Below are 16,997 nucleotides of genomic sequence, written 5' to 3'. Positions count from 1 at the left end.
CACCTCCTTACAGAACAAAAGCGCCCTCTAATAGAGAAGCGCCGTCCCGTTGCTTTCATTATTTCTTCTTCATCTTGGCCCGCTGTTTTTTCTCGCTGTCGATGCGGACATCGATCATGGCGTAGATCGCCGCCCGCTCGCGGCGCGACATACTCAATAGCTCATGGGGCAAAATGCGAAGCTCATGGAGGGCGTAGTAAGCGTAATTCGCTTCTCCGTCGCCCTCTTTAATTAGTTTTTTACTTCATCGGCCAGCTCATTCAGGCTTTGATTGAAGCCGTTGATTTCCTGGACGCGCTGCACGAGCGAAGCATATTCGCCCGGACGCAGCATTTTGCGGAGCAGATGCTCAGCGCCCATCGTACCGTACGATTTTTGCAGCTCGGCATCCTTCAAGCTCGGATATTGAATGCTGCTGACGACCAGCTTGGCCAAATATTCATCCGTATTCGTCTCCGGCACGAAGGTGCCATTTTTGCCTTTCACTTTGCGGGTCGCGGATTTGCGGCATTCTTCATTCTCCGCCTCCGTCATGCTGCGCAGCTCCCAGGCTACCGGATTGCCGTCTGCATCCTTGAATCGCTCGGACACGACGAATTTCTCCGTCGCCTCCGCAGCTGTATTTTGCGCAAAAAACAAGCTTAAGTCACTCATTTGCTACCTCCATGGATTGGGTTTATTTTAAGATAAAGCTGTTTTATACGCGTGCTGGCGCTTTGAAGCTTTCGGCAATATCGACGCCGTCGAAGGTGAACTCCAGCTCTTCTTCAAGCGCTTCGCTCTCCGTGTCGAGCTTGCCGATGATGACCTTGTTCAGGTTGACGTTGTACAGCACAACCTCTTGGCGGCCGATTGTCGAAGTCGGATCTTCGTTGATGATGTGGACATCAAAGTTCGTATCAATGCCCGTTTTCACGTAATCGAGCATCATTTGGCGGAATTTCGACGTCACATAATACACCGTCATGCTGCCGGTACCCGACCAGCCCGTCGCTTTATGCTGCAATGCGCGATGACCCAGCGTCTTAATTTCCGCTTTCGTCTTCTCCACGCTTGCTTCAAGCGTTTTAATATAGAACATTTCCTCGTTTTGGCCGTTGATTTTCGCATAAGCGCGTCCCTCTTGCCCCGAAATCGTATCTCCTGCATGCAAAAATGCCATATTACTTCACCGTCACTTTCATATATACTTTTTCAATGCTGTCAACCGGCTGAATGTAAACGTTGATGACGATGCTGTCAGAAGCCTCGCCCGCTTCAACCGTCAGGTCCGTTTGGGAATTAAAGTTTTGAATCGCATTGCCATCCTGAAGCAGCGTCAAATATTTCACGCATTCGCTGCGGAATAGGCTGCGGCCATCCGGGTTGTTATCGATTTTGCCAATGTATTGCGTCTCGAACAGTTTTTTCATGTCGGTCGCAATGCCGTCCAGCACGCGGATAACGCGGTTTTTCGCAAAAGAAGGATTTTTGCCTGGCACATAAGTAACCAGAGAGTTAATATCCTGCTCAACGATGACGCGGCCGCCATTCGGCGTGAACAAAAATTCGCCTGAACGCAAAGCCTGCTCGATTTGCGAATTCGAATAACGAACGTCAGCATCCACCGCACCTTCATAGACGCTGTAAGTAAGCGACTGGCTCATGCTTGCGCCGGAAGTAGCAGCTGCCACCCATACGGTTGCTTGCTCGGCATTCACAGCTGTGCCGTCTTCAAGCTTGACGCCATTTTTCACGCTAATGATACCTTCGTAATCCGATAGTGCAGCATTGGCCAGCACGACCTGAATTTTCTTGCCATCATTTTCGCGCAGTCTGCGGGCAAAAGCCGCATAAACCGACTTCAGCGAGCTGTCGCCAGATACAAGCGCCACCGCATTAAATTCTTGCAGCTCAACAGCCGCCAAATAATCCAGATGATTTTGATTCGTCACCGTGCCATTCGCACCGCCAGCAAGCACCGTACCAGCTGTCGCTACAAGCGCGCCAGTACCGCTGAAATCGACGAAGCGATTGGATTCAAGGCCAGCAATCGCAGCAACTGTCTGCGAATCCACTTCTTCACCCGCCAAATAAGTGACAACGTCGAATTGATCTTCATCATCCACATTGCTCTGAACCGATACGGTAATCGCATTGCCGCGTGTACCGCCAAATTTAGCCGTTGCAACCAAACTGCCAATCGTTGCAGTCGCTTTCGTTCCTGCATTCAAGCGGTAGAGCAGCAAAGTTTGTGCCCGTTTCAAAGCCTCACGAACGAGCAGCATTTCCGGTGCGGTTACATCATAACCGAGCACGCTGCGCAGATCGTCGCCTGCTTTAATAGAAATCATCGTTTGCGGCGCACCCCAGTTCAGCGTCAGCGCCGTTGATACGATGCCGCGTTCCCCTACGTTTGCTGCCGATTGCGGCTCAGCCGCGAAATTAATGTATACCCCTGGTCTTGCTTTCGTTTGCGTTGTCCAAGTTCCTCCTGCCATGATCTACATGACCTCCTTTTGTGAATATGCTTGTAAATGCTGTTTGACCTGCTCATGGGAGTAAGTGCTGTGCTCGTCCAAAATGACATTCAGCACATCCTTCTCGCCTGCGGAATAGCGCGCTGCTGCCAGCAGCTTCTGCTTGCTATGCTTTGCTTCCATCGTGCTTTGCCGATTTTCCTGATCGTTCACCGCTGCTTCCCTCCTGTTTCCTCCAAGCTAGCCTTGCGGCTCTGTTCCCGCCTCACTCGGCGATTACCGGCCTTGACGCTGCTGCTGCTGTAAAGCTTCCTTCGTCTGGCGCTACATGTCCTCACCCCCTTTCATGTTGTGATATTTAAATTACTTATAATTATGAAAACAGGATTTAAAATACCTTGCAAGCATCGCTTGTTGCCGTTGCTCATTTGGTGACAATATCATAATAACACGGTTTTGAAGGTCATTTCGGACACTCAGCGGACACTATACGGACATAAACCGGACAATCTCGGAAACCGCTTTTTGACGCCATCTGCGGAAGGTACGATCGACGATTCCAAGCTCCGATGCGACGAAGTCGGCTGGCTTTCCTTCAATATAACGGAGCCTCAGCAGAGTCGCATATTCAGGGAAACAAGCTTCCAGCGCTTCCAGCGACTCATCGATCGTTTGCAGCTGGCGCTCCAAATCCTGCAGCTCGCTTAGACGTTCAATGACACCCTCATAACCTTCCGGCGCTGCACCTGCCCTTGCTTCAATAACTTTAGCGATTTTGCGGCTAAGCTCCTGTACAAGCTGCTCTTCATCGGCATTACCCGGCTGGATTTGCTTTACTTCCCTAAGCTGCGCTTTCGTTCCAGCGGGGTACCTCGTCAAATGCGTATGTGCCAGCTTCTCTAATTGCTGCTCCTGCTTGTCCAAATACATATAGGAAGGAAGCCCGCGCAGCTGGCGATGAAGCTCCTGAAGCTTGTCATCCTCATATACCGTGCTCACCGTCAGACCGCTTCCAACCTTTTGCCTCTCAATTAGTTTTTTCCTGGCGACGAGACGCTTGTACGACTTTAATTGCTCAATTGTCATTTTTTCTACGTCCATTAAAATACCCTCTTTCTATTTAATTAAGTATTTTTATTACCCTATATTTCAAAAAAATAATAGCAGACCTACGATATTGACAATACCATCGTTAAAAGGTAAAATATAAATATAGTATTAAAAATACGTTTTTGCCGCTTAATTGGCTTCTATACTCGCTTTCAAACGGTTCACTTGCTAGTTTCAGTAGCATTTGCGGAATCAGTTCATAGCCGCTGTAACGACTGTGAATCTTATTATAATTGATATTTATAATACCGTCAAGTATTATAAATACCTTTTCAAGAGACGGAGGGTATTACCATGGCGATGGGAGCAAGGATCAAGCAATTGCGCACACAACGAGGATTAACCCAGCAGGAAATTGCCGAACAGCTTGGCATGGGACGCTCAAATTTTGGGCATATCGAGAATGATCGTGTCGTCCCGACCAGTGAGGATTTGCAGAAAATTGCAGACATTTTGCATACGACTGCCGACTATTTGCTCGGACGCCGCGATGCGTTTGCAGAGCATGTGCCAGACTGGGCAACTGCTAAAGACAAACGCGATTTCAAAAAAATGCTGGAGGAAGACGGAGAAGTCATGTTTGACGGCGTTCCGATGAGCCAAGGCGACCGCCAGCGTGTCATGGACGTGCTGACCGGACTATTCTGGGAAGCTAAGCAAATGAACAAACGTGCCCCCAAACCAGATATAACGGACAAAACAACAGATCATGCCGAAGGGTAGGTGCTGCCATGGACAAACTAATACTGCGCCTTGTACGAAAATTCCAGACAAGAGATCCTTTTGTAATCGCAAACGGTTTGGGTATCCATATTCGTTATGCGGATCTGGGGAATGAAACGCGAGGCTTTTATTATAAGAAGCTGCGCCGTCGGTTTATCGTCATACACGAGCGTCTGCCGGATGACTGGCAGCGTTTTGTTTGCGCGCATGAGCTGGGACATGACCGCCTGCATCCCGGCTTCAGCCGTTTTTGGTTGGACGAGCAGTCCTTTATCAATGTTGGAAAATATGAGCGCCAAGCGAATAAATTCGCCGTCCGCCTGCTGACCTCCGGCGACACGATTGGCCGCTCGGAATCCATTGGCGAGCTGCTGCAGCGCAACGGCGTGCCGAAGGAAATGGATAAGTTTTATTTTTAGCTGCGGCCTTCCATTAGAGGTTGAACAACAAAGAGCTCCAGAACGCCAATCGGCGGCCTGGAGCCCTTTATGCTGCAATCATTTTATAAATACTTCTCCAAAATATTCACGAATGCCGTTAAAGTCGCCAAATCCGACTCATCAAACCGCGAGAACTGCGGACTGTCAATGTCGAGAACGCCAATAACCGCTCCATCCCGCTTCAATGGAATGACCAGCTCGGAATTCGATGCGCTGTCGCAGGCAATATGGCCGGGAAATTGATGCACATCCGCTACCAATATCGCCTCGCCGCGGCTAACCGCCGTCCCACAGACGCCTCTGCCCACTTTGATGCGCGTACATGCCGGCTTGCCTTGGAAAGGTCCGAGCACAAGCTCCTCCCCTTCCAGCAAATAAAAGCCGACCCAATTAATATCGCTCAAAAATTGCTGGAGCAGCGCCGAAGCATTGGCCAAATTAGCGAGCTGGCTGGGCTCATCTTCGATAAGCCCCTCCAATTGCTTCAGCAGCAGGCGTTCGTTCTCTTCCTTCGTTCCTGTATAAAGTTGTTCTGCAAACATCGCTTACTCCTGACTGATTTTGATCGCTTGCTCCAAATCATAAATAATATCGTCAATGCCTTCCGTGCCGACAGATAAACGAATGAGTCCTGGCGTAACACCGGATGCAAGCTGGCTTTGCTCATCGAGCTGCTGGTGCGTTGTGCTTGCCGGATGGATAATGAGCGACTTCGAATCGCCGACGTTGGCAAGATGGGAAAATAGTTCCACGCCATGAATCAGCTTTTTGCCCGCTTCTACGCCGCCCTTAATGCCGAAGCTGATAATCGCGCCTTGGCCCTTCGGCAAATATTTTTGCGCCAACGCATTCGATGCGTGGCTTGCTAGACCTGGATAGCTTACCCATTCCACTGATTCGTGCTGCTCCAGATAGTTTGCTACTGCAAGCGCATTAGAGCTGTGGCGTTCCATACGCAAGTGCAGCGTTTCAAGTCCTTGCAGCAGCAGGAATGAGTTGAATGGCGACAGTGAAGCTCCCATATCGCGAAGCAGCTGTACACGCGCTTTAATAATATAAGCAATCGCACCAACAGCTTGCGTATATACAAGTCCATGGTAGCTTGGGTCCGGCTCAGTCAGACCTGGGAATTTATCATTTTGCGCCCAGTCAAATTTGCCTCCGTCTACAATAACGCCGCCAATGGACGTTCCATGACCGCCAATAAACTTCGTCGCCGAGTGTACAACGATGTCTGCTCCATGTTCAATTGGACGAAGCAAATACGGGCTTGGGAACGTATTGTCCACGATGAGCGGAATGCCATTCTCATGGGCAACCGCAGCTACAGCTTCAATATCGAGCACATCGCCGCGCGGGTTGCCGATCGTTTCAGCGAAGATCGCTTTCGTATTTGCATTGATTGCTTTGCGGAAATTTTCCGGATCGGAGGAATCAACGAAATGCACTTTAATGCCGAGCTTCGGCAGCGTATGGGCAAACAGGTTGTACGTACCGCCGTACAGGCTGGACGAGGAAACAATTTCATCGCCTGCAGATGCAATGTTCAGAATGGAGTAAGTGATCGCCGCTGAACCGGACGCCACGCCAAGTGCGCCAACTCCGCCTTCAAGCTCAGTAATCCGCTTCTCGAATACATCTGTCGTTGGGTTCATAATGCGTGTATAGATATTTCCAAATTCTTCAAGACCAAACAATCTTGCCGCATGATCTGTATCTTTAAAGCCGTAGGAAGTCGTCTGATAAATCGGTACCGCACGCGATTGTGTAGCGGGATCAATTTGCTGACCTGCGTGTACCGCTAAAGTTTCAGGTGAATATTGTCTTTCTTGCTTAGCCATTATAAAAAACCTCCCAGAACGTTAGTTTTTCCAAGCTTACGAATATAACACCCTGCGTCATCACTAATCCTACCAATAAAGTAGGAATTAAAAACGATTATAGCAGATCTATGCAAAATTATACAGTAGGGAGACAAGCTTTCATACAAAAAAATATTCCGCCAGCCCTTGACAGAACTGGCGGAATACAGTTTAAGCAATCCAAATTCTACTCTTACTCAAACGCCTCAAAAGGCGTCACAAACTCCGGCATGCCCTCGGCATAAGACGTATACTCATACTGCTCGAAAGCAATGGCGATTCCCTCATGCTTCAAGTAGAAGGAACGATTCGACTTGATGCCATCGAACGGTGCAATTAGCGGCAGCTTGCGTTCTTTAATTTGCTTGTTGATCGAAGCATTCATAATGGATAAGTATTTCGAATTGTAATCGGCAGCTTCCTTCAGTGTCAGCAGCTCGCCGTTATTGATATCAAATGTATAAGGCACGCGGAAGGTCATCCCATGCGCTCCGCCCAGATAGGAGTAATAATCCACATACAGGCTGAGGCGTCCCTGTTCATTATAGGTCACGTTAAAAACGCCCTCGAAGGTCGCCTTTGGAAATGTTGTGCCCGGATTTTTCTTGATGTACGCTGCATTTGTGGCCGTTGCTTTAGTAAGGTCCTTCTGACCTGCTGCCGCATAGGACTCCGCTTCCTGCTTCAGGAAGGTATTAATTTTCCCCTCAACTGTTTTGTCCTTAAGGTCTTCGATGACCGGATAATTGACGAGCAGCGTTTGCTTGTCGTTATTATCCTGAATCGTGCCCAGAGCAACCGTTAGCTCATTTTCCTCAATCGTGTTAATAACTACGGTCTTGCTGCCTTTCTCATAGGAAATGCCATAGCCCATCCGCTCCAGCAAGAAGCGCAGCGGCACATAAGCCGAGCCTTTATAAATAAGGGCCGAATCGCCGTACGTCTTCTGACCATTAATTACATAGCTGCCATCCTCCGGATTCGCCGTTAGCTTGCGGCCTCTTCCATCGAGTGTAATCGTGCGGCTATTCACATTCCACGTAATATCCAGGCCCAGCTTCTCATTGAGCGAGCGAATGCCAATATAGGTGCTGCCGCTAATGTTAATCGTCGGGATGGAATATTTGTAGTCGTCAATGATAAACGGTTGCGGGACGACGCGATAAGTTTGCACAGCCGTTGCCGCTGCTGCCTTCTCTATGCCGGGAAAACCAAATGCGGCAGGCGATGCGCCTACTATAAGACTTGCTGCCAAAATCGAAGCAAGGGTACGTTTGTAAGTCAAATTTTTAAAAGGATTCCTATTCATCATTCATCTTCCTCTCCGTGAATTCATTATCATTGTAGACGCATATACCACCGAATAAGTTACAAACTGGCTTTTGAAAATAGGGCTTGGGCGCTGAGCGGAGAAACGCTCAGCGACTTGTTCCGAGCTACTTGTTCCGATTCACAATAACGAGCTTCATCTCCAGCATTTCTTCCACCGCATATTTAATGCCCTCGCGTCCTGTGCCGCTGAGCTTCACGCCGCCATAAGGCATTTGATCGACGCGAAACGTAGGAATATCGTTGATCAGCACGCCGCCCACATGCAGCGCATCCGCCGCATCAAGCGCTTTGCCTATATTTTGCGTGAAAATGCCTGCTTGCAGGCCGTAATCGGAGGCGTTCACCTGCTGAATGCCTTCCTCGATGCTGCTAATTTTATTGATCAGCACGATCGGCGCAAACACCTCCTTGCAGGAAACCTTCGCTTCTGCTGGCACATGAAGCAGCACAGTCGGCTGCATAACGCCTTGCTCGTCGACTCGGCCGCCAATAGCTAGCTCGGCGCCTAGCTGGACCGCTTCCGCCACCCAATCCATCGCCCGCTTCGTCGCAGCTTCCGTGATAAGCGAGGATACATCCGTATGCTCGTTCAGCGGATCACCTGTCCGCAGCGCTACAGCTAATGCGATAAACTTGCTGACGAAGGCATCATACAGCTCGTCCATTACAAAAATCCGCTGCAAGGATATGCAAATTTGCCCCTGATACGAGTAGGCTCCGGTTACGCACCTTGCAGCTACAGCATCGACGTCACTGTCCTTGTCAATAATGACAGCCGAATTTGAGCCCAGCTCCAGCGTCACCCGCTTCAGTCCCGCCTGCTTGCGAATGCCTATACCGACCTCTGGGCTGCCGGTGAACGTAATCATCTTCACGCGGGCATCCTGGACCAGCTTCTCGCCAAGCAGCTTGCCGTCTCCACTAATAACATTGAGCGCTCCTGGCGGCAGGCCGGCCTCCTCGAACAGCTTGGCAATGAAATAAGCAGACAGCGGCGTCTGCGGAGCAGGCTTCAGCACGACGGTGTTGCCTGCCGCCAGTGAAGGTCCCACCTTATGGGCGACCAGATTCAGCGGAAAATTAAACGGCGTAATTGCGCCAATAACACCGAGCGGCTCGCGCAGCGTATAGGCAAGCCGTCCCTCGCCACCTGGAGCAGCATCTAGCGGCACCATCTCGCCATGAATCCGCTTCGCTTCTTCCGCCGCAAATTGATACGTTTGCACGGTGCGATCCACCTCGGCGCGAGCCGTCTTGATCGGCTTTGCCGCCTCCATAGCTACGATTTTCGCAACCTCCTCCTTGCGTTCCTGCAAGAGCGACGCCACCTTGGCCAAAATTTCCGCCCGGCGATAAGCGGGCAGCTTCCGCATAACTGCTGCCGCTTCCAGCGCCGCCTCAATCGCTTGATCGGCCTGCTCGATTGTTGCGCTCGCTACCTCAGCAATCACCTCGCCTGAATAAGGCGAGCGTAATGAATCGTACTGCTGTGCAGCTGCTTCCTGACCAAACACATATAAGTTTTGCTTCATTGCAGCTCGTCCTTCCTCTCCCCAAAACATACCTGATTAACTAGCCCTATGTAACTATGTATAACCATAATTCGGGCAATTGAAGCGAAACCCCTTCTAGCGTACCAGATTCAAGCTTCCTGTACATTCATATCCTTATACTTTCATAATGGCCGATGAAAAAGCTTATATTGAAAACAAGCGGGTGAGTCTATACAATGAGCAGGTACCAAATTTACTTCCCTTAAGGTGGCTATTGCAAATGTTCAACCAGCTTCGTACCGTTAACAAAAATTATGCGCTGCAGCTCGCAGCTATTTTCATCGGCTTTATTGTGTTCGGCATTTCTGAAAATGTAAAAGGACCCGCGATTCCCCGGATCCAATACGATTTCGCCCTTGATGAACAGCAGCTTGGCTCCTTGCTGTCGTTAAACGCGCTCGGCTATATGCTCGCCTGCTCATTCACCGCTTTTCTGACACGCAAGTTCGGCGTCAAGCTGGTCACGCTGGTTGCATTCGGCTCGATGGTTCTTTCAGGCGTCCTTATTTTCTTTTCCAAAAGCTATTCTTTCTTCGGGGCGTCCTATTTCCTCATGTATATCGGCAACGGCATGCTGGAAATTGCGCTAGCGGTCATCGGGGCGCGCATCTTCGTGCGCAATGTCGGAACGATGATGAATTTATCCCATTTTTTTTATGGGCTCAGCTCAACCGTTGCCCCGATGATTGCCTCAGGCCTCATTACAGTGAGCGTCTACGGCCATGTTTTGGATTGGCGCGGCATGTATCTCATTATGCTGTCGCTCTGTCTCATTCCGATGATACCGACGCTGCTGAGCAAATTTCCCGGCGATGATCCAGCAGATGGGCCGCGCTCTGGCTTCCGGGAGCTGATGCGTGATCCGGCATTGTGGCTGCTGGCGCTCATTCTCACCTTCGGCGTCGTCGCAGAGCTTGCGGTAGGAGGCTGGCTGGTCAATTTTCTGGAGAAGGCTTACGCTTGGAAAAATGTTTCCGCATCCGGCATGCTGTCCGCCTTCTTCCTCTGCTTCGCTGGCGCACGGCTGCTGCTTGGCCCGCTCACGGACAAAATCGGCTTTAACTTGTCACTGCTGCTCTTCGCCGGCGTCTCGTCGATTTGTACGTTTATCGCGGTGTGGGGCGGCGAGTCGCTGGCGTTTCTATTCGCCGCTGCCGGCATCGGCATCGCCCCGATTTATCCGACCGTTATGGCCTTCATCGCCAAGCGTTATCCGCGCGGCAGCGAATCCGCCATTACTTTTACGGTTACGATCATGGGCATCGGCAGCGTTATTTTCAACTATTTGATTGGCGCAGTTACCCAGCTGGTGAAAAATAATTACGGTGCCGAGACGCAAATCGGCTTGCTGCGCGGACTTCAAGCCGGTTACGGCTTCATCGGCCTCTGCCTGCTCTTATGCGCGGTAACCGGCGTCTTCCTTTACCGTTATTTAGCGGCTCGCAAAGAGCTAATCTAGCAGCCTGTCCGCCTGCTTAAAACGGCCTGACCAACTCGCGGGGCGCAAGTCTGGGCTCCGTGAATCGTCAGGCCGTTTTTCCTTTCACCAGCTTGCTATTTTCCAAAAGGCGGGCTTTGGCTGATGCTGCTCATCGAGCACAAATGGCCAATTTTTCCTGCCTCTCACCGGAAAGTTGTCCAGCCACGTATAATCATCCGCCGCTCCCCAAAAGGTCACCGATGTCAGTGATTCGCAAATAGCTTGAATCCCGCAGCCACACGCCGCTTTTATCCTCGATGGCTTCATTCACCACATCCCAGGCGTAAATTTGCCCCTTGTAGCGGCCTACGACTGCGGCAATATGCGCCTTCATCCGGGCAAGCAGCGTCTCGCGATTGGCAGAAGGCTCGCCATTCTCCTCCATTAGCCCTTCACACCGCCGACCGTCATGCCCTTCACAAAATATTTTTGCAAAAACGGATAAACCATAATGATCGGTACGCTCGCTATAATCGTCATCGTAGCTCTAATCGAGGTAGGCGTGACAGACGTGACCCCGCTCTGGCCGGAAGCGAACTGGTCGGCTGCGGTCGATGAGGTGGCCGCCGTATTCGACGTCTGAAGTATTTTCATCAGCTCGTATTGCAGCGTACTCAGCTCAATTCGCGAGGAATTGTACAAAAATACGTCGAACCAGGAGTTCCACTGTCCAACCGCCACGAACAGCGATACCGTTGCAAGCGCGGGTACAGTAAGGGGCAAAACAACGCGCATGAACGTCGTAAACTCGCCTGCTCCATCGATTTTCGCCGATTCCAGTATGCCGTCCGGCAGCCCTTCAATGAACGAACGAATAACGATCATATTAAATACGCCGATGATGCCGGGAATAATATACACCCAGAATGAATTGATCAGGTGCAGCTCCTTAATTAATAGGTAGCCGGGGATGAGCCCGCCGCTGAAATACATAGTGAAAATAAAAGCGACCGTGACAAATTTGCGCAGCACAAAGCTTTGGCGGCTGACCGTATACGCCAGCATGGCGGTGCAAAACACCGACACTATCGTGCCCACGATCGTCCGCAGTGCCGATATCGTCGTCGCATAATAAATCGAGGCCTCATTAAAAATATATTTATAGTTGTCCAGCGTCCACAGCCTCGGCCATAAATAAATATTGCCGCGAATCGAATCATTCGCATCGTTAAACGACAGCGCGAACATATTGATAAAGGGATACAGCGTAACGATCATTAAGCCGATCATAAACACAATATTGCATAAATCGAACAGCTTATCCGGCCAATTATAAAATTTGTTCCGCGCCAAACGCCCTTCCTTCAATGCGATCCCTCCTGCTCTATTAAAATAGTCTGCTCTCGCCAAGCCGTTTCGCAATCCCGTTAGCAGACAAGAGGAAGATAAAGCTGACGGCGGTTTTGAATATGCCCGCGGCGGTCGCCAGCGAATAGTTGCCCATATCCATCCCGTATTTCAATACGAATATATCAAGGTTGTCCGAGTATTCGACCGTCATCCCATTGCCCAGCAAATATTGCGGCTCGAAGCCCGACTCCAAAATATGCCCTAAATTCATAATGAGCAAAATGACGATGACCGATTTCATGCCTGGCAGCGTAATATACCCGATGCGCTGGAAGCGGTTCGCACCATCCATTTCAGCCGCTTCATATTGAGCGGGATCAATCGTTGTAATGGCCGCGAGATAAATAATCGTGTTCCACCCGACATTTTTCCACACTTCCGCTGAGCCGATAATGCCCCAAAAATACTCGCCCTTGCCGAGCCAAAGTATTGGATGTTCGATAATATGCCATTTAACGAGCAAAATATTAATAATGCCCTCCGGCGAAAGCACCGAGGATACAATGCTGGCCGCAACGACCCACGATATAAAATGGGGCAAATAGCTGATTGTCTGCACGACCCGCTTGAATAAAATATGGCGCAGCTCATTGAGCAATATCGCCAGCGTTATTGCCGTTAGAAAGCCGAAAACCAAATTAATCGTGCTCATGACGATTGTATTGCGCAGCACCTGATAAAACGTATCGTCCTGAAATAAAAACTTAAAGTTTTTCCAGCCTACCCATTCCTGGTCAAACAGTCCCTTAGCCGGGCGGAATTTCTGGAATGCGATCGTCCAGCCCCATAGCGGCACATATTTAAATAACACCAGCCATAGTAAAAAAGGGACGGACATCGCCACTAGAACCTTTTGCTGCAGCAGCTTTTTGAAAAAAAAGGGCAGGCGCGAGCGCCTAAGCGCTCGCCCCTCATCGGTTGAAATAGCTGGCTGTGTCTGCTTCTCCACCTAAAAACTCTCCTCTCTAAAACCGTCTACCAATTGCCTGCTACACGCTCCTTGACGATATTCGTTATAAAGGACTCATAGCTTGCGGAATCCAGCTTGCCGAATTCAGCCGTATATTCGCTCCAGATGGAATCGAATTGCGCCGGATCAGCGAGCACGAGCTTAGGCAAATATTTTTTCGCGATATCGCTGCTCTTCTGTTCAAAAATCTGCTCCGGCGTGCCTTGCCCTTTATTAATGCTCCAAGCGGGGTACCACGGCCGTTCATCCGGCTTCGCAAACATTTCAGCAAACGTCTTGACGCCATAGGCATCCAAAATCGCCTTATCCCCGTCCGTATAGCCTGCATAAGCGACCTCCGGCTGATTGCCTACCGCATAGGAGTTGCCATCCGCCAGCAGGGAATTATTGCCGTAACGCGGCCAATTGTATTGGAAGTAGGACCAACCGAACTCGCGAGTGAACTCCGTGTCATTGCGCTCGCTGATTTGCTGTTCGTTCATAATAAAACGCCCGTTTGCATCGACGCTGTAATTTTGGTCCTTGATGCCCCATTGCACGAGAATTTGATTTTCTTCCTTGAGCATATTGTCAAAGTATTGGATAATGCGGACCGGGTCCTTCGCATTTATCGAAATGCCGATACCGCGGTTGTTAACGAAGGCAGGGGGATCGACATATTGATCCTTCGTATTTTGATCAAATACGATTGGAAGCGGCGTATAGCGTTTCTCGTCAATGCCCGCTTTTTTCAAATTGTTCGTTGCATCTCCAACCTGCCAGCCGTAGTTGAAATAGCCGAGCACACGGCCGGAGGTCAGCTTCGCCAAATATTGATCCTTGTTTGCAGTGAACGATTCAGGGTCGAACAGCCCCTCGGCATTTACCTCATTCAGCTTCTGAATCCAGCGTTTCTCGTATTCGCTTGCTTGATAGGTTTTCGCTTCATGCGTAGCCATATCAACGAGCACGCCGCCATCGTTCGGATAACCGGCCAGATGCATCGAAGGGTTTGTAAGAGTAAAGAAGTTGTCAGCTACACCTGCAAAAATAACGAAGCCTACCGTATCCTTGCCATCCACTTGCGGATGCTTCTCCTGATACTGCTTGATCAGGTCAAAATATTCATCCAGCGTCTTAATTTTCGGATAGCCGAATTCCTTCAAGACCGAGCGCTGCATCCAAAATGCGCCTTGGCTAATGCCTGGGTCGCCAATGTAGCCTTGGTCCGCGGAAAAAGGAAGATGATAGATTTTGCCGTCAGCCTGCTTGAATTTATCCATATAAGGTCCATATACGCGCTTAATATTAGGGCCGTATTTCTCGATTAAATCGTCCAGCGGAATGAAGGCGCCGGCATCCATCAGCTTATCAATTTCGCCATCTGGCACGATAACATCAGGATAGTCGCCGCTGGCGATCATAACGCCGGATTTCGTTTTTACGTCACCGACGATAAACTCCATTTTGAAATCAACGCCGGTCTGCTTTTGCAGCTCCTTGCCGATGACCGTATCGCTGGCGAGCGTATCCTTGTTAGCCGCAAAACCGTAATACGTGAAGGTGACGGGCTCCTGCTCACCCGCTGCTTCCGAGGAGGATGCCGGACTGCTTGACGTTTTTCCAGCATTGCCAGCATTGCCTGAATTGCCGCTGTTGCTGTTGCTGCTGCAGCCGATCAATGCGACAGACAGCGTCGCTGCTAGTCCCATTGTCCAAAGCTTCTTTTTGACCATATTGGTATGACCCCTTTCCATCTATTGGTTTATTTTTTGTAAGCACTTTCATTGTAAAACGTGGGAAGAGGCTCCGTTACCCTAAAAACTTTAGCTTTTACTGTGAAAACTATAGGTCAGGTCAAGAGCAGGGTCGGGGGAACATTGGGGCTGCGCTGCGCGAAAGGTCCGGGTTCTGATCGCCATTCCGCCCAAACCATTCACATCCGCTTCCCCCCTTATTCCCCCTCCCCTAGCGGGATGGACAAGAGGGCGTGGCGTCCCTATTACGCGCCCTTATCCATTACCGGGAGGCGGAGCTCTATGGTGGTGCCGGAGCCGGATTCGCTGCGGAGGGTGAAATCGAAGGCGTCTTTATAGCAGAGCTTGAGCCGGGTGTATACATTTTTCATCCCTACGTTGTCGCCCATCGCCCCGTCCTCCTGCAAATATTGCATCAGCTCGCTCAGCTTGTCCTCCGGCATGCCTATGCCATTGTCCGTCAGACGGAATAAAATCCGGCCATCCTCGTAACCAATATGCAGTCCAATGAGACCGATGCCCGGCGAGCTCTCAATACCATGGATGCTGGCATTTTCGACAAAGGGAAGAAAGGTCATTTTAGGAATCGTATGCTCGTATACCGCATCCTCGACCGTCAATTGATATTGCAGCTTGTCGCCGAAACGGTATTTCTGAATTTCCAGAAAACATTCAATCAGCTCCAGCTCCTCGCGAACCGACACCCAGCTGCGCTTCCATATAATCGACTTGCGGAATATTTTGGCCATCGAATGGATCGTCCGCGCCGTCTCTGTCTCCCCCTTCATTAAGCTGCGCATGCGGATCGTCTCCAGCGCATTAAAGAGAAAATGCGGGTTGATCTGGCTGTGAAGGGCATGAAGCTGCGCTTGCCGCTGGCGGATTTCCAAATCCTTTTTCTGAATATCCGCCATATAGACGTCGTTGATTAAATTGTCGATCCGCATGGTCATCCGGTTGAATTCGCCCGTCAATTGCCCGATCTCATCGCGCGACTCCTCGAACGGAATCGTCTCGAAATGCTGGTTTTTCACCTTCTTCATATGCCTTAAAATGCGGACCAGTCTTACGTGGATAGATCGAGAAATGGCGGCAATAATCAAAGACGGAACGACAATGTTAATGCTCGCCAAAAATAAAACAAAGGTGCCCGACTTGCGTACCTCCTGCAAAATAACCTTCTCGTCCATGACGCCATACAGCCGCCAGCCGTTTAAATAATTGTTGTTCGCATACGGCTTATCGAATGCAATTGACTTTTCCGGCATCGCCATCTGCTCAAGCCGCAGCGTTCCCGCCTCCCAGTCTGCCCCCGCCTCATTCGTATAATGAATGGTCCCGTTTGCATTGACGAAATACATGTTCCCTTCAAAACCGATGCCGGCAAACAGCTGCCTGAAGGTCGCCATATTCAAATCGCTTTTGATCAGGCTGTTGTATCTCCCGTCTCCGCTATTATTCAAACGCTGAATAAGGCTGATCGTATCTCCGCTATGAATGAGGACGGGATACGAAGCGCTCGTTTGCTTGAACTGGTTGTACCAGTCGGCATCGAGAGCTGTATCATCGAGCGGCAAAATCTGCCCCGAGGCAAGCACCGTCGGGTTGTCGGTATAAATGACTGTCGAGCTAATCGTAGAATAGGCTTGCTCCGACTTCATAAACACGCTTTTCATATCCGTAAACGCTTCTACATATTCCAGCTTTGACGTGTACGTGTGATCCAAATGCCCGTTCAGCAGCGGATCGATATAATATAAATAGGAGATGCCCGCCGCCTCATCAATGACGGATCGCACCTCCCGCTGCAATTGCTCCAAAACCATGTCCGCATCGCGCGTCTTCTGGTTTTTGATGTTGTTTGTGGTCACGTTGTAGAAGATGACGTTCGTCAGTACGATCGGAATAAACACCGAGCATATGTACATAACAAGCAGCTTATCCCGCAATTTCAATTGATTTAATAAATGCATCCACCTGCC

The 16,997-nt window shown here is 50.0% G+C and carries 17 protein-coding genes and 1 pseudogene; 3 read left to right on the top strand and 15 right to left on the bottom strand.

The features are described from left to right. Positions 1-231: 231 nt before the first annotated feature. From BBD42_RS14830 to BBD42_RS14810, 5 genes are all read right to left on the bottom strand, one after another. Positions 232-654 carry a phage tail assembly chaperone gene (locus tag BBD42_RS14830; protein ID WP_056043746.1) on the bottom strand — a complete coding sequence of 141 codons (423 nt, stop codon included), beginning with the start codon at positions 652-654 and terminating at the stop codon, positions 232-234. A 43-nt stretch (positions 655-697) separates the two neighbouring features. Then, the gene (locus BBD42_RS14825; RefSeq protein WP_046229141.1) at positions 698-1,162 is read right to left on the bottom strand and encodes a phage tail tube protein; all 465 of its coding nucleotides are present in this window, start codon (positions 1,160-1,162) and stop codon (positions 698-700) included. 1 nt (position 1,163) lies between these two features. Further along, complete coding sequence (locus tag BBD42_RS14820; RefSeq protein WP_099518767.1) at positions 1,164-2,480, bottom strand: phage tail sheath family protein; 1,317 nt, start codon at positions 2,478-2,480, stop codon at positions 1,164-1,166. Between the two features lie 3 nt (positions 2,481-2,483). After that, a complete protein-coding gene (locus tag BBD42_RS14815) occupies positions 2,484-2,672 on the bottom strand; it encodes a hypothetical protein (RefSeq protein ID WP_099518766.1) in 189 nt (62 codons plus the stop codon). Between the two features lie 273 nt (positions 2,673-2,945). Continuing rightward, positions 2,946-3,560: an ECF-type sigma factor family protein gene (locus BBD42_RS14810; protein ID WP_237163481.1), complete on the bottom strand. Its 615-nt coding sequence runs from the start codon at positions 3,558-3,560 to the stop codon at positions 2,946-2,948. Between the two features lie 303 nt (positions 3,561-3,863). On the opposite strand from BBD42_RS14810, the gene BBD42_RS14805 reads away from it, so the two are divergent. Continuing rightward, complete coding sequence (locus tag BBD42_RS14805) at positions 3,864-4,292, top strand: helix-turn-helix domain-containing protein (protein ID WP_099518765.1); 429 nt, start codon at positions 3,864-3,866, stop codon at positions 4,290-4,292. Positions 4,293-4,300: 8 nt separating this feature from the next. Continuing rightward, positions 4,301-4,711 (top strand): ImmA/IrrE family metallo-endopeptidase, encoded by a 411-nt coding sequence (locus BBD42_RS14800; RefSeq protein WP_056043730.1) that lies wholly within the window; start codon positions 4,301-4,303, stop codon positions 4,709-4,711. Positions 4,712-4,794: 83 nt separating this feature from the next. On the opposite strand, the gene BBD42_RS14795 is transcribed toward BBD42_RS14800, so the two are convergent. The 4 genes from BBD42_RS14795 to BBD42_RS14780 form a co-directional block, all read right to left on the bottom strand. Beyond that, the gene (locus BBD42_RS14795) at positions 4,795-5,274 is read right to left on the bottom strand and encodes a GAF domain-containing protein (protein WP_099518764.1); all 480 of its coding nucleotides are present in this window, start codon (positions 5,272-5,274) and stop codon (positions 4,795-4,797) included. Between the two features lie 3 nt (positions 5,275-5,277). Next, positions 5,278-6,573 carry a homocysteine synthase gene (locus BBD42_RS14790; protein ID WP_099518763.1) on the bottom strand — a complete coding sequence of 432 codons (1,296 nt, stop codon included), beginning with the start codon at positions 6,571-6,573 and terminating at the stop codon, positions 5,278-5,280. A 214-nt stretch (positions 6,574-6,787) separates the two neighbouring features. After that, positions 6,788-7,906: a PdaC/SigV domain-containing protein gene (locus tag BBD42_RS14785; protein ID WP_099518762.1), complete on the bottom strand. Its 1,119-nt coding sequence runs from the start codon at positions 7,904-7,906 to the stop codon at positions 6,788-6,790. 124 nt (positions 7,907-8,030) lie between these two features. Then, positions 8,031-9,458: an aldehyde dehydrogenase family protein gene (locus tag BBD42_RS14780; protein WP_099518761.1), complete on the bottom strand. Its 1,428-nt coding sequence runs from the start codon at positions 9,456-9,458 to the stop codon at positions 8,031-8,033. 241 nt (positions 9,459-9,699) lie between these two features. Here BBD42_RS14780 and BBD42_RS14775 point away from each other — a divergent pair, with 241 nt between their 5' ends. After that, the gene (locus tag BBD42_RS14775) at positions 9,700-10,938 is read left to right on the top strand and encodes an MFS transporter (protein WP_099518760.1); all 1,239 of its coding nucleotides are present in this window, start codon (positions 9,700-9,702) and stop codon (positions 10,936-10,938) included. Positions 10,939-11,022: 84 nt separating this feature from the next. Here the strand turns inward: BBD42_RS14775 and BBD42_RS32860 are convergent. From BBD42_RS32860 to BBD42_RS14750, 6 genes and pseudogenes are all read right to left on the bottom strand, one after another. Further along, positions 11,023-11,166 (bottom strand): annotated as a pseudogene (locus BBD42_RS32860) (endo-1,4-beta-xylanase); the annotation flags it as partial. Then, a complete protein-coding gene (locus tag BBD42_RS32855) occupies positions 11,132-11,293 on the bottom strand; it encodes an endo-1,4-beta-xylanase (protein WP_481855975.1) in 162 nt (53 codons plus the stop codon). The pseudogene BBD42_RS32860 and the gene BBD42_RS32855, both read right to left, overlap by 35 nt. A gap of 50 nt (positions 11,294-11,343) precedes the next feature. After that, positions 11,344-12,267, bottom strand: coding sequence for a carbohydrate ABC transporter permease (locus tag BBD42_RS14765; RefSeq protein WP_481855953.1), 924 nt, complete (start codon positions 12,265-12,267; stop codon positions 11,344-11,346). 19 nt (positions 12,268-12,286) lie between these two features. Next, a complete protein-coding gene (locus BBD42_RS14760) occupies positions 12,287-13,234 on the bottom strand; it encodes an ABC transporter permease (RefSeq protein WP_237163521.1) in 948 nt (315 codons plus the stop codon). Between the two features lie 50 nt (positions 13,235-13,284). After that, positions 13,285-14,994, bottom strand: coding sequence for an ABC transporter substrate-binding protein (locus BBD42_RS14755; RefSeq protein ID WP_099518759.1), 1,710 nt, complete (start codon positions 14,992-14,994; stop codon positions 13,285-13,287). Positions 14,995-15,260: 266 nt separating this feature from the next. Further along, positions 15,261-16,988 (bottom strand): sensor histidine kinase, encoded by a 1,728-nt coding sequence (locus BBD42_RS14750; protein ID WP_099518758.1) that lies wholly within the window; start codon positions 16,986-16,988, stop codon positions 15,261-15,263. Between the last annotated feature and the right edge of the window lie 9 nt (positions 16,989-16,997).

The organism is Paenibacillus sp. BIHB 4019 (assembly GCF_002741035.1).
GTDB lineage: Bacteria > Bacillota > Bacilli > Paenibacillales > Paenibacillaceae > Pristimantibacillus.
Note: the sequence above shows the minus strand (reverse complement) of the source record. Positions and strands in the feature narration are given on the sequence as shown.